Annotated in this window: 20 protein-coding genes; 8 read left to right on the top strand and 12 right to left on the bottom strand. The window is 39.2% G+C overall.

Annotated elements, in window-relative coordinates; translation table 11 throughout:
* Nucleotides 1-143: 143 nt before the first annotated feature.
* Nucleotides 144-1049: a DMT family transporter gene (locus C8K15_RS03425; protein WP_108585024.1), complete on the bottom strand. Its 906-nt coding sequence runs from the start codon at nt 1047-1049 to the stop codon at nt 144-146.
* Nucleotides 1050-1256: 207 nt separating this feature from the next.
* Between C8K15_RS03425 and C8K15_RS03420 the strand changes: the two genes are divergently transcribed.
* Complete coding sequence (locus tag C8K15_RS03420) at nt 1257-3266, top strand: sensor domain-containing protein (protein WP_108585023.1); 2010 nt, start codon at nt 1257-1259, stop codon at nt 3264-3266.
* A 57-nt stretch (nt 3267-3323) separates the two neighbouring features.
* Here the strand turns inward: C8K15_RS03420 and C8K15_RS03415 are convergent, their stop codons facing one another.
* Together C8K15_RS03415 and C8K15_RS03410 are read right to left on the bottom strand one after the other, a co-directional pair.
* Nucleotides 3324-3782 (bottom strand): threonine/serine exporter family protein, encoded by a 459-nt coding sequence (locus C8K15_RS03415; RefSeq protein WP_108585022.1) that lies wholly within the window; start codon nt 3780-3782, stop codon nt 3324-3326.
* Nucleotides 3783-3795: 13 nt separating this feature from the next.
* A complete protein-coding gene (locus tag C8K15_RS03410; RefSeq protein ID WP_108585021.1) occupies nt 3796-4542 on the bottom strand; it encodes a threonine/serine exporter family protein in 747 nt (248 codons plus the stop codon).
* A gap of 276 nt (nt 4543-4818) precedes the next feature.
* On the opposite strand from C8K15_RS03410, the gene ade reads away from it, so the two are divergent.
* Nucleotides 4819-6585: an adenine deaminase gene (gene ade, locus C8K15_RS03405; protein ID WP_108585020.1), complete on the top strand. Its 1767-nt coding sequence runs from the start codon at nt 4819-4821 to the stop codon at nt 6583-6585.
* Between the two features lie 29 nt (nt 6586-6614).
* Here the strand turns inward: ade and C8K15_RS03400 are convergent, their stop codons facing one another.
* The 6 genes from C8K15_RS03400 to C8K15_RS03380 form a co-directional block, all read right to left on the bottom strand.
* Nucleotides 6615-8792 carry a beta-propeller domain-containing protein gene (locus tag C8K15_RS03400; RefSeq protein ID WP_108585019.1) on the bottom strand — a complete coding sequence of 726 codons (2178 nt, stop codon included), beginning with the start codon at nt 8790-8792 and terminating at the stop codon, nt 6615-6617.
* A 329-nt stretch (nt 8793-9121) separates the two neighbouring features.
* Entirely contained in the window at nt 9122-10993 is a 1872-nt protein-coding gene (gene abc-f, locus C8K15_RS03395) for a ribosomal protection-like ABC-F family protein (protein WP_108585018.1), read from the bottom strand.
* 105 nt (nt 10994-11098) lie between these two features.
* Nucleotides 11099-11230 carry an RAxF-45 family protein gene (locus C8K15_RS21120; protein ID WP_255421021.1) on the bottom strand — a complete coding sequence of 44 codons (132 nt, stop codon included), beginning with the start codon at nt 11228-11230 and terminating at the stop codon, nt 11099-11101.
* A 39-nt stretch (nt 11231-11269) separates the two neighbouring features.
* Entirely contained in the window at nt 11270-12475 is a 1206-nt protein-coding gene (locus tag C8K15_RS03390) for an acyl-CoA dehydrogenase family protein (RefSeq protein ID WP_108585017.1), read from the bottom strand.
* Nucleotides 12476-12490: 15 nt separating this feature from the next.
* Nucleotides 12491-13663: a saccharopine dehydrogenase family protein gene (locus tag C8K15_RS03385; protein ID WP_108585016.1), complete on the bottom strand. Its 1173-nt coding sequence runs from the start codon at nt 13661-13663 to the stop codon at nt 12491-12493.
* A 37-nt stretch (nt 13664-13700) separates the two neighbouring features.
* Complete coding sequence (locus tag C8K15_RS03380) at nt 13701-15176, bottom strand: aldehyde dehydrogenase family protein (RefSeq protein WP_108585015.1); 1476 nt, start codon at nt 15174-15176, stop codon at nt 13701-13703.
* A gap of 177 nt (nt 15177-15353) precedes the next feature.
* On the opposite strand from C8K15_RS03380, the gene C8K15_RS03375 reads away from it, so the two are divergent.
* Nucleotides 15354-16154: a TIGR00266 family protein gene (locus C8K15_RS03375; RefSeq protein ID WP_108585014.1), complete on the top strand. Its 801-nt coding sequence runs from the start codon at nt 15354-15356 to the stop codon at nt 16152-16154.
* Nucleotides 16155-16363: 209 nt separating this feature from the next.
* Here the strand turns inward: C8K15_RS03375 and C8K15_RS03370 are convergent, their stop codons facing one another.
* Entirely contained in the window at nt 16364-17560 is a 1197-nt protein-coding gene (locus tag C8K15_RS03370; RefSeq protein WP_108585013.1) for an MFS transporter, read from the bottom strand.
* A 313-nt stretch (nt 17561-17873) separates the two neighbouring features.
* On the opposite strand from C8K15_RS03370, the gene C8K15_RS03365 reads away from it, so the two are divergent.
* From C8K15_RS03365 to C8K15_RS03345, 5 genes are all read left to right on the top strand, one after another.
* Complete coding sequence (locus C8K15_RS03365) at nt 17874-19472, top strand: ATP-binding protein (protein ID WP_108585012.1); 1599 nt, start codon at nt 17874-17876, stop codon at nt 19470-19472.
* Nucleotides 19469-20161: a response regulator gene (locus C8K15_RS03360; protein WP_108585011.1), complete on the top strand. Its 693-nt coding sequence runs from the start codon at nt 19469-19471 to the stop codon at nt 20159-20161. Before C8K15_RS03365 ends, C8K15_RS03360 begins: the two co-directional genes overlap by 4 nt.
* Before the next feature lie 140 nt (nt 20162-20301).
* Nucleotides 20302-21309 (top strand): Bug family tripartite tricarboxylate transporter substrate binding protein, encoded by a 1008-nt coding sequence (locus C8K15_RS03355; protein ID WP_108585010.1) that lies wholly within the window; start codon nt 20302-20304, stop codon nt 21307-21309.
* Nucleotides 21310-21365: 56 nt separating this feature from the next.
* A complete protein-coding gene (locus tag C8K15_RS03350; protein ID WP_108585009.1) occupies nt 21366-21815 on the top strand; it encodes a tripartite tricarboxylate transporter TctB family protein in 450 nt (149 codons plus the stop codon).
* A gap of 18 nt (nt 21816-21833) precedes the next feature.
* Nucleotides 21834-23360: a tripartite tricarboxylate transporter permease gene (locus C8K15_RS03345; RefSeq protein ID WP_108585008.1), complete on the top strand. Its 1527-nt coding sequence runs from the start codon at nt 21834-21836 to the stop codon at nt 23358-23360.
* 189 nt (nt 23361-23549) lie between these two features.
* Here C8K15_RS03345 and C8K15_RS03340 read toward each other — a convergent pair whose 3' ends face one another.
* Nucleotides 23550-23969: a VOC family protein gene (locus tag C8K15_RS03340; RefSeq protein WP_108585007.1), complete on the bottom strand. Its 420-nt coding sequence runs from the start codon at nt 23967-23969 to the stop codon at nt 23550-23552.
* Nucleotides 23970-24131: 162 nt separating this feature from the next.
* Nucleotides 24132-25172, bottom strand: a complete 1041-nt coding sequence (locus C8K15_RS03335; RefSeq protein ID WP_108585006.1) for a ribonucleotide-diphosphate reductase subunit beta — start codon at nt 25170-25172, stop codon at nt 24132-24134.
* Between the last annotated feature and the right edge of the window lies 1 nt (nt 25173).

Raw genomic sequence — 25173 nt, 5'->3', positions numbered from 1 at the left:
TCATTCGTTTTGCTGAAATGTTCTTGATAAGGAAAATTCTTGGGGTCGTGAAATTAGTTGTAATTAAAATAGCACTTTATCTGATATGGGAAATAACCATCACAAAAAAAACACCTATTCCTGAAAGAATAGGCGTCACATGTTTAACTGACCTTTTGTTTCTTCTCTCCAGCAATGGATAACCAAGTAACGCACACTAACATTACGAGAGCGCCAACTAGTTGCCATTTACCTAGCTCTTGTTGCAGCCAAATTACTGAAATCACCATCGCGGTTAGTGGCTCCATGCTCGATAAAATGCTTGTTTCAATCGCACTTATGTATGTCATACTGCTCAAGAATAAGACGAATGCCACTGTCCCAATAACGATGACTGTTAATAATAGGATCGATAATTTCCAGTCTAATAAAAGCGACCATTCGTCTGATCGCCACACTCGAGTTATAATCCCTAATACCGCTCCACCTATAAGCATGGACCAGCCGACTACTAACAATACTCCCCACTCTTTCATAAGAGACCCTGGGTACAATGTGTAAAATGCGAAACTTAAACCGACAGCAATTCCCCACACAAGCGCTACTGGACTCAACAATAGATTAGTGAAAGATCCGTTTGTTAATAACAAAAACAGGCCGAACAATGTGCCAATAATTCCAAACAACTGATACATAGGTGGCCATTTCTTTAAGCCCCATGACACGAAAATCACAACGAAAATAGGTGCTAGAAACTGAAGCAATGTGGCTACTACTGCATCGCTTGCTTCAATTGCAGCTACGAATGCAAATTGAACTCCGAGCATACCAAATAATGCGAAGATGATTAGTTTTCTGAACCAATACGAATGATGCCATATAGGCTTTAAAGGTGTACCTTTTATTTTCAAAAATGCAAGTAAACCAAATCCTGCAACAAGGAGTCTAATCGTTAACATAAATGGAACAGATAACTCGGAGTTCGATAATATCCATTCTATTAATGGACCCGTGGCCCCCCACAACATTGCCCCTGAAATGATTAACACAATTCCTTTTGCTCGAATCATTTACGCACCCACTTTTCTACTAAACTCATTTCATCTTACTATTCTTCTGAATGAATTCAATGTACAATTTACGAACATTTCATTACCAGTAAAATCAAAAGTTGGTAATTTCCTTTATTTTTCAGAATAAACATTTTTTATTTTGGTGACTTGATGTTAAGATTTCTCTATAATGGAAGATAGATTAAATACAAGGAGTCCTGTGAAATGAAAGGTATGCAACAACTATTGGAGAGCGGCAGCAGTGTATTAGATCACGTTTCTCTTCCAATGATGCTGACTGCTAAGGACGCAACGGTACTTTGGTGGAATGAAGTGGCTGAGAGAACATTTGGCTATTCTGCTGATGAAATCATTGGTAAATTTTATCCTTTCAAAGACGAAGAACGTTCAGCTATCGATCCATCAACTTGGAATCAAGTACTTAATAGTAATGAATCTATTCGATTTGCAAATTTCATTCTTCCATCCAAACAGGGAGAATCTTTCCACACATCGGCTGTTTTAAATTCGATGGCTATCGGCAAGGAACAGTATGTAATGTTTGCGTTTGAAGTTGACAACATACAAAGGAAAGATCAAACAAAAATAGAGCAAGAGTTAGCGAGTTTTAAGGTGGGACTAGAAGAAACATTTATGGTCACCTATTTAGATAAGGATGGCTTAATTACATATGCAAATCCGTTATTTTTAAAATCAAGTAAATGGACGCCTAAACGTGTAATTGGCAAGACATTTTGGCAGCTTTTCCCTGAAGAGTCTGCTGAAACATTGGTTAACCAAATTTGGTATGAGTTACAAAGTAATCGCGTATGGCAAGGATCTGTTGAAAAACTGACCAAAGATGGTGAAACTTATTGGGTTGATATGACGGCCATTCCAGTGCTAACAACAAGTGATGACCCTATATACTTCACCATTTTAGAAAAAGACATTACTGAAAAGAAACGTCTGCAAATGCATCTGGAGCAGATTGCCTATGTAGATCCTGAAACAGGGTTAATGAATCGGCATCGTCTAGAAAATATCGTCTCAAGTTTAATTGCTGAACAACGACATTTTTCTTTTATCTTTTTAGATATTGATAAGTTTTACACTTTAAAAGACATGCATGATGAAGAGTCAGAAACGACGTTATTACTTGAATTTGCAAAGCGTCTTAAAATGTATTTTCAGGATAGTGACATTGCGCGAGTTGGTGAAGATGAATTTGTAGTATTGACTCCACTTAGCGATTGGTTTATCCAAGGATTTCTAAGCTATTTGAAACAACATCCGATATACATTCGCAATAAAGCCATTCCAATTTCGATTAGTGGTGGTATTACACGATTTCCTGAGGATCAATCGACTTTTTCACATTTGATGAAAGCTTCGAAGGCAACTATTTATAAAGTAAAACAAGAAGGCGGCGGGAATATTGTCAGCCTGTCAAAAGCAAATCATGTCGCTTTAAGTAAAAAAGCCATGATTGAAAAACGACTAATTGAAGCATTACATCAAAAGGATTTATCAGTTATGTATCAACCTCAAGTTGATTTATCTACTGGTAAAATAGATGCTGTAGAAGCTTTAGTCCGCTGGGAAGACGCTGTACTTGGTACTGTTTCACCAAATGAACTCATTCCTATTGCAGAAGAAACAGGAATGATTCATGATATCGGAAGCTTTATGTTAGAAAAAGCCTGTGAACAAGCTGCTAAATGGGCGAAAAGCGGAAATCCTATGAAAGTCAGTGTGAACTCCTCTATTCGCGAGTTTCGTGATAAGAATATGGTGAAAAAAATTCGTCAAACATTAGAGAAATTCGACTGCCCTGCTCACCTTCTGCAAATTGAAATTACAGAAAAATTCGCACTAGAAGCAGAGTCTGAACAATCGATTATTCGGCAGATGTTACAACTCCAAGCAGATGGAATTGTATTTGTTCTCGATGATTTCGGGACAGGATATGCTTCGTTCCGTTACATGCAATTGTTGCCGATTACTGAACTTAAAATTGATCAATCATTTATCTCCGGTATTTTGAAACAAGAAAAACTGCAAAAACTTGTTTATGGAATGATTCAATTTGGTAAATCGATGAAAATACGCGTCTTAGCTGAAGGCGTTGAAACTAAAGAACAATATGATTTGTTAAATAAGCTTGGTTGCGACGCAATTCAAGGATTCTTTGTTAGCCATCCTGTAGCTGCTAGTGAAATTGAAAAACTATAAGAGACGCTTATACGCTATGAAGCTTCCATGATAATAAACACTAAAAAAGGCGACTTCTCACGTGATGTGAGAAGCCGTCTTTCTTTTACGTAAATATCTGAATATCAATTGCATCAACACTTCAGCAAAAACCAATCCCATAGCAATGGCACCCGACGTCATGAATGCTTTGGACGCAAATCCAATGGCTGTTAAATAGTCATTTTCAACAATGTTGCGCATCGCATTATAAGCGAGACCACCCGGTACTAACAAAATGATTCCTGGTACACTGAAAATAATCATCGGCATTCTAAACCGCTTAGATAAAATATGTGCAGCTAGTGCCACCATGAATGCACCTGCGAATGATGCTTGAACGGAATCGCCTGACACTAATGTAAAGCCACTAAAAATGAGCCATCCACTCATCCCAACCACTCCACATGCCACGAGTTTCTTCCTTGGAGCATTAAAAATAATGGCAAATGAGATGGCGATGATAAAACTTAAAATCCCTTGAACAATCCAAGTCATGTTGTCACTCCTTCTAAAATGATAGTACGAGTGCAACACCTGCACCAATTGCAAAAGCCGTTAATAACGCTTCTGCACCTTTCGATACGCCTGATACAAAGTGACCGGCCATAAGATCCCGAACTGCATTGGTAATCAGTAACCCTGGTACCAAGGGCATAACACCACTTATAATAATGGTGTTTAAATCTGTTCCCAAATTCCCTAAAATAGCAAGAAAAGCAATACTTCCAACTACCGAGGCTGCAATAAACTCCGCAAAAAATTTAACGCGTGTTAATTCGTGAATTAATGTAACCACAACAAATCCCGTACCGCCAGCAATTGTTGCCGCAGGTACATCCCACCACGTACCTTTGAATAATATGAGGAAGGAACCACTTGCGACAGCAGCAGCAATTAACTGCCAGATAAAAGGAAACATCAAGTTAGCACTAGCAACTCTCTGCAATTCTTCATACGCTTCTTCTATAGTAAGTTCGTTTGTCGTTAGTTTTCTTGATACTTGATTAACTAATGCGATTTTCTCTAAATCTGTCCAACGTTCTTTTATAGACATCAACCTTGTCGATCCATCTTTTCCAAGTGAAAACATGATGCCTGTGGGCGTTACAAAGCTTTGTGTACCTATTAGGCCTTGAGAGATTGCCATACGTGTCATCGTATCCTCAACACGATAGGTCTCAGCACCACTTTCAATCATCAGTCGACCTGCAAGCAGACAACAATCAATTGCCAAATCATTCTTCTCATTTAGCATATATTTGCCCACCCCTTTCACTTTTCACCTTTGCACAATCTTAACGAAATTCAGCACAAATAACAAATATTGTTTAAAATAATTATTCTTATCAAAACCTATGGTATGTATGGTATTCATTGATTACCACTTAGAGAAATAAGACTGAACATACGTACATTTACTACTATTCAACCTTGCAGTTGAAATGTACAATTAACCTAGTCAAATTCACATGTGATTAATTTCTCGCGCTTCATCTCAGATCCAGCAAGTTTAATAAAAGGAGTAGAAAACATGCAAAGTGCAATATCAAAACTACAGAAACGCATTGCTGTATCTCAACAACAACAACCGGCTGATTTTATTTTACGAAACGCACGTGTGGCTGATGTTTTTTCGTTAACATGGACGATTGCTGATTTAGTTGTGGCAGACGGTATGATTGTTGCGATTGATACCACAGGCTCATTTGAAAGTATTGAGGAACAAGACGCCATGGAACGCTGCGTCGTACCAGGTTTAATTGATGGTCACATTCATATTGAATCATCAATGTTGACTCCCTCAGCTTTTGGCGATGTTTTACTGCCTCACGGGGTAACGACAGTTGTGACAGATCCGCATGAAATCGCAAATGTAGCAGGTGTTGAGGGTATTAGGTTCATGTTAAAAGATGCAGAAAAAAGCCCTATGGATATTTATGTCATGCTTCCTTCCAGTGTGCCTTCGACTTCATTTGAACATGCAGGAGCAAAACTTGAAGCAATGGATTTGAAACCACTTTTATCACACCCAAGTGTCCTCGGACTTGCTGAAGTAATGGATTATCCCTCCGTCCTAAGCGGAGATGAAAAGATGCTTACAAAAATTGCAATGACTCAAGAATCTGCCTTGCGAATTGATGGTCATGGTGCAGGTTTACAAAAGGAACAGATTCGTGGATATCGTGCAGCAGGAATACAAACCGACCATGAGTGTGTAACGGCTAATGAAGCTAGAGACCGTATCTCTCAAGGCATGTATGTACTCATACGAGAAGGCTCCGCAGCAAAAAATTTAATCGACTTACTTCCTGCAGTTACTTCACACAATGCGCGAAGATTCTTATTTTGTACAGATGATAAACATTTAGATGAATTAGTAGATGAAGGTAGCATTGACCACGCAATTCGCCTTGCTATCGCTGCAGGAATGGAACCACTTCAAGCGATTCAATTAGCTACATTAAATGCGGCTGAATGTTACGGACTATCAGGAAAAGGTGCATTGGCAGCTGGTTTTCAAGCAGACTTTGTTGTTCTGGATGACCTTGAAACTTTTAATGTAGCGACTGTATGGAAAAAAGGTGTCAAAGTGGCTGAACAAGGTGTTATGTTGAACGCTACACCTACTCAAGAAAAATGTTCAATTCGCATAAGCCAGTCCGTTCATTTGCCCACGATAACTAAAAATGACTTAGCTATACCATTTTCTAAAGGTTCGAAAGCAACAATTATTGAAATCATTCCAAATCAACTAGTTACAAATAAATTGATAGAAGACGTTGATGTAGTGGATGGTGTATTCATTCCCAATTTAGAATTGGATCAACTAAAGGTGGCTGTCATTGAAAGACATCATCATAAACACTCGATTGGCCTTGGCATTGTGAAAGGTTTTGGACTAAAACAAGGTGCAGTTGCCACCACTATTGCGCATGATTCACATAACGCAATTGTTCTAGGTACAAACGATTTGGATATGATGTTAGCTATACAAGCATTGCAAGATATCCAAGGCGGATTAGTCGTTGTAAACGAAGGCCGTTTACTGGCGTCACTGCCTCTACCCGTTGCTGGTTTGATGACGCAAGTACCCTTAGATGAAGCTGTTCAGTCCCTTTTCGAGTTGCATGAAGCGTTGCATAGTATTCACCCAACTCTCGATTTTCATTTATTTTTAACCTTATCTTTTCTCAGTTTACCTGTCATTCCTTCACTTAAATTAACCGATACTGGGTTGTTTGACGTTACAACCTTCCAACACATTTCAATTGAAGCACACGAAAAAGCAGACCACTAAGCGATTCGCTACAGTGCTCTGCCTTCTTTTTAATATGCCACAACACCAATCTCTTTAAACGTAGTTAAATCATAACTCTTCATTTCTTTCATTGAAATGGTATAAAGGGTATCGTCTGCATATACCATCCGCTGAACTAATTGTTCCCAATTCTCATAGAGTTGGCCCGAGCTTGGTTGCTTAATTAAGTTTGCAACTTGTCGAATTCCTTTTCCAGCTGTTATTTCATACATCATGGCACCTTCGCCAGCATAATTCACATAGCCCTCTTTATTAGTCCCTTCGTACATCGTAACCGGAAAACCAAATAATCCTTTTTCACGATGTTGGAATAATGCTTTGTGGTCATGTTGCAGTGAACTATAAGTGCCTTGACCTCCAATAATCTCCACATCTTTTTCAATAGGATTAGCAAAGTCAGTGACATCAAATAAGGAAATTTTCATACCACCAGTCATAATTGTTGGTTCGCCTCCATTTTCATTTGGAACTGATTTGGTATCATATCCAAATCCAATTAAATGATTTTCATCAAGAGGATGTAAGTAATTACTGAATCCTGGAATTTTCAATTCACCTAACACTTTTGGCTTTGTAGGATTTGATACATCCATGACGAACAGCGGGTCAGTCTCTCTGAACGTGACCATATAAGCTTTGTCACCCATAAAACGGGCGGAGTAAATTCGCTCACCTTTCGCTAGTCCTTCAATTGAGCCGACTTGTTTCATTCCTTCATCCATAATATATAAATTATTTTCAGAAGGCGTTTCATTATCCCATGCAATTCCCTTGGTGGTCACGACTCTGAAGTAACCATTGTGTTCATCCATCGAGAACTGATTAAGTAGCATGCCTGTCACTTCGCCAGATGAAATAAAGTTAACCGCAGTACCATCCAAACCGAATTTAAAGATTTCTGTGTTCGTTTCTTGTGGACTCCACATTCTGTCGATGGAGGTTTGTTTGTCTTTTTTACTTGAAGGCATATAAATCGGTGCTGTTAAATACAACGCTTCTTTTGACATGTACATGGCATTACTTCCTCCAAGGAATCCTTTCGTTACAACTTGTGACTCCTTTGGATTGTTAAGATTCATGGCAGTGATTACACTATATGTTCCTTCTAATGTGCCTGGAAGAATAGCTAAATCGGAGTAAGACATCGGTGAAGCTTTATCATCTTTTTGACTATCAAATGTGTACGGTCGAAGCTCTACATCTCCATCCTCTTGCATCGCCCAATAGTTTGGCATTACATTAGTTACGAAATACAATATGTCGTCCGTTTTACGAGCACCATTTAAGTATCCTTCTGCACCAATTTCTCGCACTAGTTTAGGATTCTTTTTATCTTTCACATCGTAAAATCGCACATTTGTCGAGCTGTTATAAGGCATCATCATTTCACTTGAAACTTCTTCAGCTGTTTCAGAATAGTCATTTGGGATTTGTTTATCACCCAAAACTATTAATGTGTCTTCAGTTAAAAACAACTGTAACGGATAAAATGTTGCTTCAAAAGGAAGCTCTGCCATTTTTGTCATTGCAGAGGGTTTTCGAATATCTGTTATGATGACTCGACCATTCACTATTGCATAAATGAATTCGCCATCCATTTTCACAATATCTGATTCGTCTACTCCTTCTACTTGATTGTTTGTCTCCGAATAAGCTACCTCTCCTTCACTACCAGATCCTGAAGATTTGCTACTTGAATCCATAGACGATACACTTTCTTCTGTCGCAATGTCTCCCCTACCTAAAGAATTAGTAGCTGTTAGCTGCTGTAACTTTTTGAAGTAATGTGTTAGTTCTTTTTTTGATTTTACAGTTTGCAAATCTTTGTGAACTGTAAAAGATAACTTACTTGTCGACATCGATTTGAAAAATCCACCTTGAATTGCATCCCGGTCGATATGCAAAGTATATGAACCAGGTTTAAGGTCAGATACTTCGACAGAGCGTCCGTTTTTCGTAAGTTCTAAACGAGCATTCATTTTGTTTCCTTGCTGATCAACCAAATAAATCGTTCCGTCTACTATGGCAGATTCTTTTACCGGAACGGAGAAATTTGCCTTCCATCCCTGATCTGACAGTGCAATCGATGAGGCGCTTACCGTTACTTTATCAATTAAAAATGCAAAAGATAAAACAATCACAGCCACCACCGCTGCTATAATTAGCCACACACTTCTCTTTCTCATCTTTCCCTCTCCCCTTCATCTCTGCTTCGTTACTTCATTAGACCGACTACAAACATTTTTGTTTCATCAATTCACTAATTATTTATTCATTTTGAATATTTTTATAAAATGCATAGCTTTTCCTTTTAAAAAAGGGTTACTTCTTGGTGAGCGGTTGCTCAGTTGGAATACTTGACGCCCAAGTTGGAAAAAATCAGAGCCAAGTTGGAATATTTTAAGCCCAAGTTGGAATCGCTAACAATCATCCTAATGTAGATAAATTCCGTGTGAACTTTACTTTGCCATAAAAAAAGTACGCAAGAGTTTTCTCTTGCGTACCATTACCAATATTATGAACTCTCCAGCCATCGTTCGAGCAATCCTTCAAGTCTTTCGTCTAGCTCCCCTTTTTCACAAACTAACTGTTCGTAGACTTCCCAATCCTCTTCTTTTTCTATGCGGTTCGTTATTTCTAAAATTGCAGTTTCTAAATCTGCCATTTCTACTTCGATTGGTCGAGATAATATCTCCTTCACACGTAGGGGTTTAACTTTTTCTACAAGCTTAACGCTCTTCACTTCTTCCACTTGATGTCGAGCTTGTAGTTCATCCCACTTGCCTCGAGCCCATTCGTAAGGACCTTCGAATGTGGTCAATTCTCCTCGATCAAGCCAAGCGGTTCGCGGGAATAATTTATTTAAAAAATAGCGATCATGAGATACAGCTAAAATCGTACCTTGGAAGTCTTCCAACGCCTCTTCCAATACTTCTCGTGAATCAATGTCTAAATGGTTCGTCGGTTCATCAAGCATTAACAAATTGACGTCTTGATACATGAGTTGAGCTAACCTTAAACGCATGCGCTCGCCACCACTTAAGTCGCTCACTCGTTTAAATACATCGGGTCCATAAAACATAAAACGTGCCAATACATGTCGTGCTTCCCCTTCAAACATGGATACTTCTTCACGAAAAGCGTCGATTAATCGTGCTTTCGGATTCGATATTTCAAAATGCTGTGATAAAAATCCTACCCGAACATTGCTGCCTAATCTTGCTATACCTTCGTCTACTGCCACTTCGCCTCGCAACAGTTTCAAAATCGTCGATTTCCCTGTCCCATTACGACCGACTACTGCCACTCGATCTTTCCAGTACACATTAAAGTTTGCATTACGAAGTAACAAATTGTCACCGAAGGATTTTGAGACATTTTCCATAACGACGACTTCTTTCCCGCTCCTTGGTGCAGCATCAAATGCTAACGTCATTTTTTTCGGGTCTACTAGAGGTTTTCGCACTTTTTCCATGCGTTCTAATGCCCGTTCCATATTACGTGCACGTCTATGCAAGCCTGGATTTGGTGGAACCGCTTCATTTGCCCAAAGTCGCAATCGTTTAATTGCTTCTTTCATTTTCTTTATTTTTTTCTGTTGTTCTCCGAATTCTTGGAATTCACGCATAAGGCGCTCTTCTTTTTGTATGGCAAAAGAAGAATAATTGCCATGATAAAGCGTCAATTCGCCTTCTTCAAGATCCGCTACTTTCGTAACGACTTGATCCAAAAAATAACGGTCATGCGAAATAATGACAACCGTTCCTTCATAATCAACCAAGTATTGCTCAAGCCATTCAACTGCAAATAAATCCAAATGATTTGTTGGTTCATCGAGTAACAACAAATCTGGTTTTGTTAACAATAATTTACCGAGCATGATTTTCGTTTGTTCGCCTCCACTTAAACTGGTAAATGATCGGCCAATAAACGATGTTAACTGCAACCCTTGCACTACCTTATCAAGTTCCGAGTCCATCGAGTAACCATCCCGAAGCGTGAACTCTTCTTGAATATCCCCATATTGTTTCAAAAGTCTTTCCAACTCACCCGGGTTTGCTAGTGCCATTTTCTCTTCTAACAGAGTCATTTTTTGCTGAAGATTGACTAACTCTTCAAATGCCATCAACAACACATCATGCCCTGTTACTGCTTCTGAATAAGAAGGAATTTGAGCTAGGTAGCCGATTTTTGTGCCTTTTTTAAAATGAATACTGCCTAAATCAGGTGTTTCAATTCCTGAAAGCAATGTAAACAAAGTGGTTTTTCCCGAGCCATTTCGTCCAACAACACCTAATTTGTCACCCGTTTTTATGGCTAACGACAGTTCTTCAAATATGATATTACCACCGAGCATTTTGCTAATTTCTTGTATTGTACATATCATGATTTTTCGCTTCCTTTCTAATTGAACACAGCTGGAAGCACAAAAAAAGACTACTCGAAGAGAGCAGTCTTTTCCCGTTAATAACGGTTTGGAAAGAATGTCTAATCAGCTGTGATGTTCATGTAATTGTCTAAAAATGGACAGACCCGTCCCGTTATCAGCAATTTCATGAGTAATCGCACATGAAACGGATAAAAATTCCAATATAAATCCATGTGCAGTCACAACGTTTTTCATTCTTTCCTCACCTCCGTTCATCGATTTTAGAATATTCTATCACATTTCTCGATCAATTTCAAATGGCCATTTCGGCAACATTTTCGATAATTTTTTATCTTCGCGGTAGCCAAGTACATACTCGGCTTGCATAATCGTATGAATTTCTCTTGTTCCTTCGTAAATAACTGGTGCTTTTGAGTTACGTAAGTATCTTGCCACTGGATAATCATCTGAATATCCATAGGCACCGTGGATCTGTACAGCGTCATCTGCACTTTGATTGGCAAAATCACATGACTGCCACTTGGCTAAAGACGTTTCGCGTGTATTGCGTACGCCTTTGTTTTTCAGCTCACCAACACGGTAGACCAAAAGACGACTCATTTGAAGACCCGCTTCCATTTTTGCTACCATTTGTTGAACTAATTGATGCTTGCCGATTGGTTTTCCAAACGTTTCGCGTTCATTACAATATTTTACACTGGATTCAATACAAGCCATAATTAATCCTGCCGCACCTGCAGCTACTGTAAATCGACCGTTATCTAATGCAGCCATTGCGATTTTAAAGCCTTCGCCTTCTTCTCCTATACGGTTTGCAACAGGAACGCGGACATCATCGAAGAAAATTTCTCCCGTATTTCCTGCACGAATACCGTATTTGCCTTTAATTGCTTTAGAACTAAAGCCCTCCATCGTCCGCTCAACGATAAACGCACTAATGCCATGATGTTTCTTTGATTTATCAGTATATGCAAAGACCACAAAATTATCTGCTTTATCGCATAGAGAAATCCATGTTTTTTGGCCTTTTAAAATGTAATCGTCACCGTCACGAGTTGCCGTTGTAGACATTGCCGCAACGTCTGAACCTGCGCCTGGTTCTGTTAATCCAAAAGCACCGATTTTTTCACCTTTCGCTTGAGGGACCAAGTATTTTTGCTTTTGTTCTTCGGTACCCCATTGCATTAACGTCATGGAGTTTAAGCCGATATGAACAGATACCGCTGTTCGAAACGCCGTATCACCGCGTTCCAACTCTTCGCAAACAATAGCTAGGGAATTATAATCCATTCCGCTACCGCCATATGCTTCAGGCACGCAGACTCCCATAAATCCCAACTCTGCTAATCGTTTCCACACTTTGGGATCAAATCCACCAGTGGAGTCCCATTCTGCTATATGGGGCAATATTTCGTCATCCACATATTGTCGAACTGTCTTACGAAGTAGTTGATGTTCATCTGAAAATTCGAAGTTCATGATGAGTGCCCCCTGTTATCCGTTTCCAACCGAAGTTGATTGTTTAATAGTTTCTTGAATTTCGACGCCTCGTTTTTTCATTTCTGCAATATATGCATCACCAGGTACAATTTGTTCAGGTGGGTAAACGCCGCGTTTTGTGATTTCTCCATTACCAATCATTTGCGCAACGACTGAAATCGTATTTGCTGTTGCACGAGCCATTGCCGTTACTTGATCAGTCATATCTTTCTTGGTGACTAGTTCGTATTCATATGTAACCGTTTCTCCATTTTTATCACCAGAAACAATGACACGTAACAACACGGCATCTTGTTTGTCACCCAACAATAAACCAGGCGTTAAAGCTGCTTTTAACACTTCACGCGTACTAATCGATTTTCCATCAACTACTACTTTTGTTTCTTTATTTGTTAGACCAAGATCTACTAATACTTTAAATTTCTCTGCATGTCCTGGATAACGGATTGTTTTGTATTCGAGTGTTTCGACGTTTGGAAATGTTTTCGTTAAAGTCGATGTTCCACCTGAAGTATGGAACGCTTCAAGCTCTCCAAACTCATCAAAATGAATCGCTTCAATTTCTGATAATGAAGGAACTTCATGTAATTCACCATTTCGCACTACATGTGAAGTGTCTGTATAATGATCAAATACACCATCTAAAGAAAAGACAATATTGTATTTCAATGGACCTTCTGGCACTACTGGAATTCCACCGACATAGAGTTTTATCGATTTTACTTCGTCTAATTTACTTGCACCGTACCCTGTCAATATATTAATCATTCCTGGAGCTACCCCTAGGTCTGGGATGAGTGTAATTCCTTTCGCTTTTGCTTCATCAGCTAAACCGAGAACAGCCTCCGTTGCTCCACCAATGTGACCGCCTAAATCAATTGAATGAACACCTACTTCAACAGCAGCACGTGCAACTTTTTCATTAAACGAATAAAATAAGGCATTAATTACGACGTCACCTTTGCTCATTACTGCTTTTAATTCCACATCATTATTGGCATCTAAACGGATTGCTTCAATTTTCTCGGATTGGATTTTATCTTTAAAAGCTAGTACTTGTTCTACTTGAACGTCAGCTAAAAATACCTTTTCAACGTATTCGCTTTTAACTAAATCTCGTGCTGCTTCCTTGCCCATTAATCCCGCACCTAATACGACAACCTTCATATTTACATCCCCTTTGTAAAACTTTGTCTATCTGCTATTAGTTATCAATTTGAGCTCGTTGCAACTTGCCACTAAAATCAATATAAATACTCTTCCACTCTGTATACACGTCTAAAGCTGCAACACCTGAATCACGGTGGCCATTCCCAGTCCCTTTTGTTCCACCAAACGGTAAATGAATTTCAGCTCCTGTTGTACCTGCATTTACATACACAATCCCTGTATCTAAATCACGTTGCGCTTTAAACACGGTGTTGACATCACGAGAGAAAATACTGCTTGATAATCCAAAAGTTACGCTGTTATTCACTTCAATCGCTTCGTCTAAACTCGAAACTTCGATAAGTGATACAACTGGACCAAAAATTTCTTCCTGTGCAATTCGGCTATCGCGTTCTACATTCGTGAACAAAGTAGGAGCGTAATAGTTTCCGTTAGCTAAATTTCCTTCAGCAAGAATTTCACCACCAACAAGTAATGTAGCGCCTTCTTCTTTTCCGATTTGTACATAGTTATGGATTTTTTCTAAGGCCTTTTTGTTAATTACTGGTCCAATTTTCACGGTTTCATCCATACCATCACCGATAGTTAATTGTTCCATCGCAGTTAGAAGAAGTGATTCAAGTTCTTCTTTAACATCTTTATGCACGATGACACGACTACATGCCGTACAGCGTTGACCTGCAGTTCCAAAGGCACTCCAAAGAATCCCTTCTACTGCTAATCCAAGATCTGCATCATCCATAACAATTACTGCATTTTTTCCGCCCATTTCAAGCGACACTTTTTTCAAATGACGACCGCCACGTTCCGCAACTGAACGACCTGTTTCTGTTGACCCTGTAAATGAAATAACTTTCACATCTGGATGTTCGATCATGGCTGTACCGACTTCTGATCCTGATCCAAATACTATATTTGCCACTCCTGCTGGAATTCCCGCTTCTTCAAAAACTTTTGCCATTTCATACGCCATCATCGGTGTTTCTGTTGCTGGTTTCCATAAGAATGTATTACCTGCTACGATTGCCGGGAACGATTTCCATGTTGCAATCGCTACAGGGAAGTTCCATGGTGTAATAAGTCCGACAACGCCAATTGGTGCACGAACACTCATCGCAAACTTATCCGCAAGTTCCGAAGGCGTTGTTTCACCAAATAAACGGCGACCTTCTCCAGCCATATAGAATGCCATATCTATTCCTTCTTGCACTTCTCCGCGTCCTTCTTCAATGACTTTGCCCATTTCTTTCGTCAGTACTTGCGCTAAATGCTCTTTCTTTTCTTTCATAATACGGCCTATTTCATATAAATAATCTGCTCGCTTCGGTGCAGGAACAAGCGCCCATTTCTTCTGCGCTTTCTTTGCAGCCGCTACCGCTAGATTTACGTCTTCTTTTGTTGATAATCGGACTTGAGCTAACTCTTCGCCATTTGCCGGGTTCGTCACAGGAACGTACTTAGCATCTCCCGCATCCTGCCACTTTCCACCGATGTAATTGTTCAATTGCATGTACCTTACCCCTTTCGTTTTGAAAACGTTTTCACTATAACTAATTCGACATGAAACCTTTTAAACCTTTTAAAATTCGGAAAAAACGGAATATTCTTTATTAGATTTTCGGATGAAACTTTTTGCTGTGGAAAGCGTATGAATGAGTAGAATTTAATTTTTGGAGGAATGAGACATATGAATAACCACGAAATTGATTACAAATTATACGGAGACGACATGCAGTTTGTAGAAGTGGAACTTGATCCAAAAGAAACAGTTGTTGCAGAAGCTGGTAGTTTAATGATGATGGAAGACGGAATCGCGATGGAAACCATATTCGGAGACGGCTCTAATGGTTCTGCTAGTAGTGGTTTAATGGGGAAATTAATGGGCGCAGGTAAACGTATGCTTACTGGTGAAAGTTTATTTATGACCACTTTCACTAATACCGGTTCAGGAAAAAAACATGTCTACTTCGCTTCACCGTATCCAGGCAAAATCATCCCGATGGATTTAAGCGAAATGGGTGGTAAAATCATCTGTCAAAAAGATGCGTTTCTTGCTGCCGCTAAAGGTGTTTCGGTCGGTATTGAATTCCAACGTAAACTCGGAACGGGATTCTTTGGTGGCGAAGGATTTATCATGCAAAAACTTGAAGGTGATGGACTTGCGTTTCTTCATGCTGGAGGTACCATTCATAAAAAACATTTACAACCAGGTGAAGTATTGCGCGTAGACACAGGTTGTTTAGTAGCGATGACTCAAGAAGTCGATTACAGCATTGAAATGGTTAAAGGTGTAAAAACAGCATTATTCGGAGGAGAAGGATTGTTCTTCGCTACACTAAGAGGACCCGGAACAGTATGGATCCAATCGCTGCCGTTTAGCCGCCTTGCTAGCCGCGTCTTCGCAGCAGCTCCGCAAATTCCAGGTGGAGGCTCCAAAGGTGAAGGTAGTTTAGCTGGTGGATTATTTGATATATTAGGCGGAAAATAAAATTGAAAGACAGTGTGCCATGTATGGTGCACTGTTTTTTTGCTTATTCCCGTTCATTTTGTGTTTATTCCTTTTCATGGACCCTTTATTCCCGTTCAAACGCGGTTCATTCCCTTTCACCCATATTCTTCCACATAAACCACTCTTCTCTACCTCTGTAACTACAAAAAAAGTGCCCGATGCTCATTCGCACCAGGCACTTAATCAAATTATGAGTCGATCATTTTCCCTTTCATTCGCCACAAGAAATACAGGACAGGCAAGATGAGTAACGCAGAAGTTGTGATGCCTCCTGCAACAGATGTGTACAAAGCAAGCAAACCGACTAATGGCCCCCCTGCTATTTGTCCAAAAGCATCAAGTTGACCGAACATGGAAAGAGTTGTGGCTCGACCTTTTGATTGCAGACGTTCGTTTGTAATAATATTCATTAATGGATAGTTTACATTTCTGAGTGCACTTGTCACCCAGTACATTGCAATGGCTATGAAGAAATGTCCAGTCCATGCGAAGACAATCATGGTCCCTATTAAAACGGCATTTGTTAATAACAGCACATCCGCGTAGCGACCTTCCACATATTTTTCCACAAATCTTAGTACGACAATATTAAGCAAAAAAGCTATAGCGTAAAATGTGCCGAACCAATAAATGGATTCACTTTCTGACAAGTCATAGTCGGCAATGAAATGAGCACCGTATAAACGGTCAAACCCCTCACTCGCGAGTCCCCATAATAATGTCACCACCGCAATACTGACGAGTATCGTGTTACCACGAATTTGCGTCATGCCTACTTTAATGATTTCCATCATATGTGTAACACCTGATACCCCTTTTGCACGTGTTACTTTGACAAACTTCGTTTCCGGCAGATTAATAAATGCCCATAATGAAAGGATAATGAGCATGATACCTGCTACTAAAATGGCAAACTGTACCGACCAAATGGCTGCAATTGACACACTCGCTAAAATTGCGACAAATCGTGCGAATGACGAAAATTGAGAACCACGTAAAAAGGTTTCCTCTAAGTTTTCACCATTTAATTCATCTGCAATCCATGCTTGCTCTGCCCCACTAATAAAGGTCCAGCCGACTCCCCATAACGCAGAAGCCAATGCAATCGCCCAAAAATCCGGCATACTTCCTTCCAATATGTGAGCCAACCCAATCACTAATGTCCCTATAGCAAGTGATTTCTTACGACCGTAATGATCGGCAAACAGACCCGTTGGCATTTCAAATAAGAGAACCGAAACTTCCATAATTGTTCCGATTAGTACTAGTTGTAATGCATTTAAATCTGCTTGTGTAACATAATAAATGGCGTTCAAAGTAAACACCATTTGAATGAAAAACGCACGTGAACTTGTCACGGTATAATAAAACTTTTGTATTGCCACTTTTATTTTCCTCCGTTAATTGATTTTAGATGAAATCAAATCGGAGTTCACATTTTATGCCAACATGTCCCCCAATTTTATTGATGACGTCAGTGTTATTCTTTTCATATTAATCTCTCCTTTTCTAAAACTTAACTTAGTATAAATAGTATTCTGACTATTGTCACTAACTCACAAATAATTTTTTTCAGCTATATATGGTATACCTTACCTACCCTAATCCCTCTATCCCTCGCTTCTTCTCAAAACCTTATGTTGCCAATTCACCTACGACTCGTCATAATAGCACTAATTATGCGAAAAGAGTGATAGCTTGAAGAATCGATCTTTACAATTCAAAATTTTTGTCTATGGCGCCTTATTTGTCACCGCTATTTCTCTTCTCATAGGGGCTTCATTCTATTACACGATGTCTCAGAGTATCGAACAGCAGATTGGCAATCGAGCTTTAAATATTGCAATGACTACGGCAAATCGACCAGATGTGGTTGCGGGATTTGAAAATGAAAACCCAGCCGCTGTTTTGCAACCCATTGCTAAAACGATCCGTAAACTAACTGGAGCTCAATATGTGGTCATTGGCAACGTCGAAGGAATTCGCTATGCACATCCAGTTGCTGAACGTATTGGTCAAAAAATGGTTGGTGATGACAATGAACGCGCGTTAATGTATGGAGAATCTTATATTTCTGAAGCAACCGGGACACTTGGACCTGCCTTACGAGGAAAAACTCCTGTTAAAAATGAACAAGGTGAAATTGTGGGCATCATATCAGTTGGGTTTTTAAAAGCCGACATCTCCCATACCTTTTTTGAATATGTGGATTCAATTATTACAATCGTACTCTTGGCTATCATCTTAGGCGTTATCGGTTCAACCATTTTGGCGAGAAGTATAAAAAAAGTATTATTTAATTTAGAGCCTGTTGAAATTGCGCATCTATTCACTGAACGAAATACACTGATTGAATCTGTTCGTGAAGGAATTATTATGGTCGATCAAGATGCACATATTTCGATGATGAATAAAGCAGCATATGAAACTCTTTCTCTACCAGAGGATGTCACACTCATCGGGCGTCATATTGAAGAGGTGTTACCTAATACATTGCTCCCTCAAGTTCTTTTAAATGGAGAAAAACAACTTGACCGACAAATGGAAATACGAGGAAAAAAAGCAGTTGTCAATCGAATCCCGATTTTAATAGGGACAGAAATCGTTGGAGCTGTATCTAGTTTTCGTTTGCAATCGGATTTTGATCAGTTAACAACAGAACTTTCTCAAGTGAAACAATATACGGAAGCGCTCCGAGCACAAACACATGAATATCAAAACTTTCTATATACAATTAGTGGGCTCATCCAACTTAACTCGCTAGATGAAGCGCTTCATCTCATTCATGACGAAAAGCAAGAGCATCAATCACTTATCCAGTTTGTTACGAAAAGGTTGCAAGACCCCTACCTAGGTGGTCTCGTCATTGGTTTATTTAATCGTGCCCGTGAACTAAAAGTTCGATTTATTTTAGATGAAGATAGTTATTTAACTAGCCTGCCTAAACATCTAGAAAAAAGCTTGTTTGTATCCATTATAGGAAATCTAGTAACCAATGCATTTGAAGCAGTTGAACACTTAGCAGAATCAAATCGAGTTGTACGGTTATTTATCCTTGATAATGGACAAGAAATCTTGATTGAAGTTGAAGATTCAGGAGACGGGCTTAGTGCTGATTTACAAGAACACATATTCAAGTCGCGCATTTCCACGAAAGAAGGACAAGATCGTGGCTACGGTTTAGTGAAAGTTTCAGAGAATATTAGAGACTTAAATGGAGTCGTATCGATCGAAAATGGGGATTTAGAAGGCGCACTTTTCGTCATCTCCATTCCAAAAGGAGGGTTTTCTGTATGAGTAAATTAATTGAAGTCTTAATCATTGAAGATGATCCAAGAATTGCTGATATTCACCGTCGTTTTATTGACAAAATAGATGGATTTATAGTCGTTGGATCTGCACATACGGGAGCTGAGGCAAAGGACTGGGTTGCAGCAATGAAACCCGACCTTATCTTACTTGATGTTTATTTACCAGATATGATGGGCACTGAGTTGATGACTTTTATTCAGGCCGAAAGTACAGATACAGACATCATCTTTATCACAGCAGCAGCGGAAGTGAGTGTCGTGAAACAAGCATTCCGAGGTGGCGTCATCGACTATATATTAAAACCGTTAACGTTTGATCGTTTTCAAGACAGTTTGCACGAATACCAAGAAAAAAGAAAAACACTTGCAAGCACTGGAAAATTACAAGAAGAGTCCATCCAATTGTTGTGGCACTCATTTAAGTCGCCCAATTTAACTGACATTCCTCTGACACCAAAAGGAATTGATCCTATTACAATAGATAAAGTAGTTGTTCAACTAAAGCGACAAACACAAGGAATAACAGCCGAAAAACTCGGAATTGCTAGTGGACTTAGTAGATCTACCGCAAGAAGATATCTGGAATTTCTTGTTTCAGAGAGTAAAGCGAGAGCTGAACTTATATATGGAACAATCGGTCGTCCAGAACGCAGGTACTTTCCAAAAAACCTGTGAACTTTATGAACAAAATGACAACAATGACCTTTATCTCCCTTATGACCCAAAACATTGAATTGAATAAAAGTTCTGATAAATTAAAGACAGCGTATTGAAAGCGCTGTCTTTTTCTAATTCAATCAAAGGGGATATCGTTTATGTGGAAAAAATTATCAACGGTAATTTTAGCAGGTTCATTGGCTTTAAGTTTAGCAGCGTGCTCAAGCGAAGGAGATGCAAGCGTTTCATCAAAGTATCCTGAAAAACCGATTACAATTGTGGCACCTTCTGGGGCTGGTGGCGGATGGGATTTAACAGCTCGTTCTATTGCCAAAACTATGAATGCTACAAAGTTAGTGGAAGAACCGATTACTGTTGAAAATAAACCTGGTGGCGGAGGAGTCGTTTACATGGCTGAATTCGCTACTAAAGAAGTGAAAAATGATTATGTATTAATGGTCAAATCACCTCCTATTTTAATTAATAACAACAAAGCTGAAGGTAACAGTGCATATGGATATAAAGATACAAAACCACTAGCACAATTAACTCGTGATTATGGCGCAATTGTTGTACCAGCAGATTCAGAATTCAAAACGTTAACAGATGTTTTAGATGCAATAAAAGCAGATCCAAGTAAAATCACTTTAGCTGGCGGATCGGCTCCAGGTTCAATGGATCATTTAGTAGGAATTCTTCCAGCTTATAAATATGGAATTGATCCTAAATCAGTAAAATACGTTTCTTATGATGGTGGCGGTGAAGCAGTTGCTGCACTTCTCGGGAAAAATGCTGATGTTATTGCAACAGATGCCTCTACAATTACCGAGTACGTAAAATCAGGTGATGTAAGAGTACTGGCAGTTAGTTCTGCAGAACGCTTAGAAGGTGAACTAAGTGATGTGCCTACTTTCAAAGAGGAAGGCATAGATACAGAATTCACAATTTGGCGCGGTTTGTTCGGACCAAAAGACATGTCTGATGATGCTTATGATTACTGGACTTCGAAGTTAGACGAGTTAGTTAAAACAGATGAATGGAAATCAGAACTTGATAGAAATGGTTGGCAAAGTGAATATCGTAATGCCGCAGACTTTACTACTTATTTAGAAGATCAAGACAAAGTAATTGTTGAATTATTAACTGCATTAGAAATGCAAAAATAAAGAATAAAGGCGACGGCAGTAGCGGTCGCCTTTTTCTAAAGGAGGTGTGAAAGATAATGAGTAAAACGTTCGATCGTTTCACAGGTATCGCCTTTTTACTGATTGGTCTTTTATTTGTCATTGAAAGTCGTTCGATATCAAAAAGTGCGTACGGTTCTTCAGTAGGACCGGATATCTTCCCAACAGTACTAGGAATCATCCTTATTTTATTAAGCCTACGTTTACTTTTTGAAACAATGAAATATGAACGTGCTGAAGGAAAAAAAGAGTCCGTTCAATATGTTAAATTCTTAATCATTTTCATAAGTGCCGCTGTATATGCAACTGTTTTAGAACCACTTGGATATGTCATTTCGACCTTTATATTTTTACTTATTGCATTTCAAACGATGGAGCGTGGGAAATGGATTAGTTCACTTCTCATCGCTGGTGCTTTTTCATTCGGTGTATATTACTTTTTTGCAGAGTTTCTTGGCGGATCATTGCCAGGATTCCCAGAGTTTTAAAGTGGAAGGAGTTTTGGTATGAGTACTTTAGATTTTCTATTTAATGGTTTTGCTGTAGCATTTCAGTGGCAAAATATCATGTTTGCATTTGTTGGTGTTTTGATCGGAACAGCCGTGGGAGTTTTACCAGGTATAGGACCAATGAGTGGGGTTGCCCTTCTCATTCCTGTTACCGCTACTTTAACTTCTGGAATGCCAACTGAAGCCGCAGCCGCTAGTTCTATTATTTTGCTGGCAGGAGTTTATTACGGAGCCATGTATGGAGGTTCAACAACATCTATTCTGTTAAATACTCCTGGAGAATCTTCTTCCGTTGTTACTACTTTAGATGGGTATCAAATGGCCAAACAAGGCCGTGCCGGTGCTGCACTTTCCATTGCTGCTATCGGTTCATTTGCAGCAGGTATCATTTCCTTAATTGGATTGGTATTGTTAGCAGAACCCTTATCAAAAATTGCCCTTAAGTTTGGTCCAGCAGAGTACTTTTCATTGATGCTTCTCGGTCTGTGTGCGGTCAGTGGATTAGCTGGAAAATCGATGACTAAAGCATTAATCATGACGATATTTGGTTTACTTTTAGCAACCATCGGAATTGATGCAGTTTCAGGAATTGCTCGTTTTACATACGACTTACCTATTCTTTATTCAGGTCTCGAATTTTTAACAATTGCCGTTGGGTTATTCGCTCTAGGTGAAGTCTTTAAAACGATTCTTGAACGAGATAAAGAAGATGGTGCCATTGCAAAAATCAATCGCATTTTACCAACTAAAAAAGATTTAAAAGATAGTGCGGTACCAATCGTTCGCGGTTCATTGTTAGGGTTCTTTATTGGAGTTCTACCGGGTGCGGGTGCAACACTAGCATCATTCTTCTCTTACATGACAGAGAAAAAGTTTAGCAAACATCCAGAGAAATTCGGTACTGGTGTAATTGCAGGAGTAGCAGGACCTGAATCAGCAAATAACGCTGCATCTGGTGGTGCTATGATTCCATTGTTGACCCTCGGTATTCCCGGCTCAGGAACAACTGCCATCTTGATGGGCGCCCTTATCATGTACAACATCCAGCCAGGTCCTTTGTTATTTGAGGATCATCCAGAGGTTGCTTGGGGACTTATTGCAAGTATGTTTATCGGAAACTTGATGTTGCTTGTTTTGAACATGCCACTCGTCAAAGTGTTTGCGAAAATTATTCAAACGCCGAAAAAATATCTTTTGCCGATTATTGTTGCGATTTCCTTTTTCGGCGTATATGCCGTCCAATATACAACTTTCGATTTATACTTGTTACTTGCATGTGGTGTTCTTGGTTATTTGTTAGCGAAAAACGACTACCCTCTTGCACCTCTTGTATTGGCACTTGTATTAGGGCCAATGATTGAAAATAATATGCGTCGTGCATTGACGATTTCAAATGGAGATTTCTCAATTTTCATAAGCAAACCCTTGTCTCTAGCATTTATCATAGCAGCGGTTGCTTGGCTAGTAGTTCCACTACTTATGAAACTTAAAGGACGTAATGTTATTGTAAATGATGAAGAATAAGTGAATGATTGACAAAAGCAGAGTGTATTTATACGCTCAGCTTTTTTATTCCTGTTGGATGGTGGTTTATTCCCGTTCGATAGAGATTTATTCCCGTTCGCGGATGGGTTATTCCCATTCACCCAATTTCACCCAACAAAAAAGGCTGCCAGTTCCATCGGCAGCCCCACTAATCTTATTCACACAAATTTATTCAAATTTACCTTTTTCAAAATTCAAATCCCATGTATAGCCAAACTTATCGCAAACTTTTGCGTATTTTGCTCCCCAGAACGTGTCTTGAAGCTCCATAACAGCCTTACCGCCTTCTAACAAAGCATTGTATAGGCGATTCACTTCTTCTTCGCTTTCACATTCAATCATCAATGCGACATTTGTTGCACCAGATTCGCCTGGAGTAGGTGAATCTGCAAGCATGATATTGAAGTTTTCATCAGATAAGCAACAATGCATAATGTAGTCTGCAGCTTCTGGTGGATAAGGAAAACCTCCATCGCTATCACTATACTTCATTATTCCATTGTTTTTTAACCCGAAAGTTGTTTCATAAAATGCCGCAGCTTCTTTGCCATTCCCGTAAAACGATAAATATGGAGTAACTGGTTTCATTTGCTTACATCCCCTTAATAAAAAATAGATATCGTTTATTAGGTTCGCCATTAATCTATTAAAACCTTTTATTTATTCCTACTTTTATATAGAATGAAATTTATCGCTCAAACTCATTTAACACTCTCATTATCTCGCTTTAGAAGATACTCCTATCGATCATCATAAGTCATCAAACCCGTTATCTTGGACATTTACTTTGACGTACTGCCGCGACTTTTGTTCGAAGAAATCGGTTTTACCTAAGTCTACTTCTTCATAGGCTTTGATCCATTTTAATGGATTCTTACGATATTCAGGAAATGGACGTTCATAGCCGAGTTGGGCACAGCGAACATTTGCGTAAAAGTAAATATATTCTTCCACATCTTCAACATCCAGACCGTCTATTCGATCTCCAATGACTTCACGTGCCCATTCAGTCTCGAGCAGCGCTGCTTCTTTGAAAATCGCTTCCACATCACGTGCTCTTTCTGGCGTATCGTACTCAGGATATTCCCGTAACAATTCTTGATAAATTTTCACGAATAAATCCACATGAATTTGTTCATCTCGGTTGATGTAGTTAATCATCGTGCTTGTGCCGACCATCTTTTGATGACGGGCCAGATGATAAAAGAATGCAAAACCTGAATAGAAAAATAACCCTTCCAAAATGACATCATAGACAATCGCTTTTAATAACGAATCCACATTCGGATTATCGGAAAATTCTTCATACCCTTTCATGATAAATTCATTGCGCTTTTCAAGAACGGTTTCCGTACGCCAATAATCAAACACACGGTCTTGTTCATCCTTTGACACTAAGCTCGATAGTACATATGAGTACGAATGATTATGAATAACTTCTTGTTGTGCCAAAATAATCATCAGTGCATTCAAACTAGAATCAGTGAGATAATCTGCCACTTTTCCAGCAAAGTCAGTTTGAATACTGTCGAGCAATGCCAATAAGCCGATAATTTTTAAGAATGCTTGTCGTTCCGGTTCATTTAAGGAACTGAATTGTTTTACGTCTGAACCCATATTGATTTCAAATGGTGTCCAAAAGTTGCCGAGCATTCTTTTGTATTTTGGATATGCCCAACTAAATCGGACATCATCCCAGTTTAAAATATTTGAAGAAGTACCATTGACGATACCTGTTGATCGATTCGGTGCATCTTTATCCATAAGTTTTCGTTTTTCGATTGTCGTCATA

The organism is Paenisporosarcina sp. OV554 (assembly GCF_003058165.1).
Lineage (GTDB): Bacteria > Bacillota > Bacilli > Bacillales_A > Planococcaceae > Paenisporosarcina.
Note: the sequence above shows the minus strand (reverse complement) of the source record. Positions and strands in the feature narration are given on the sequence as shown.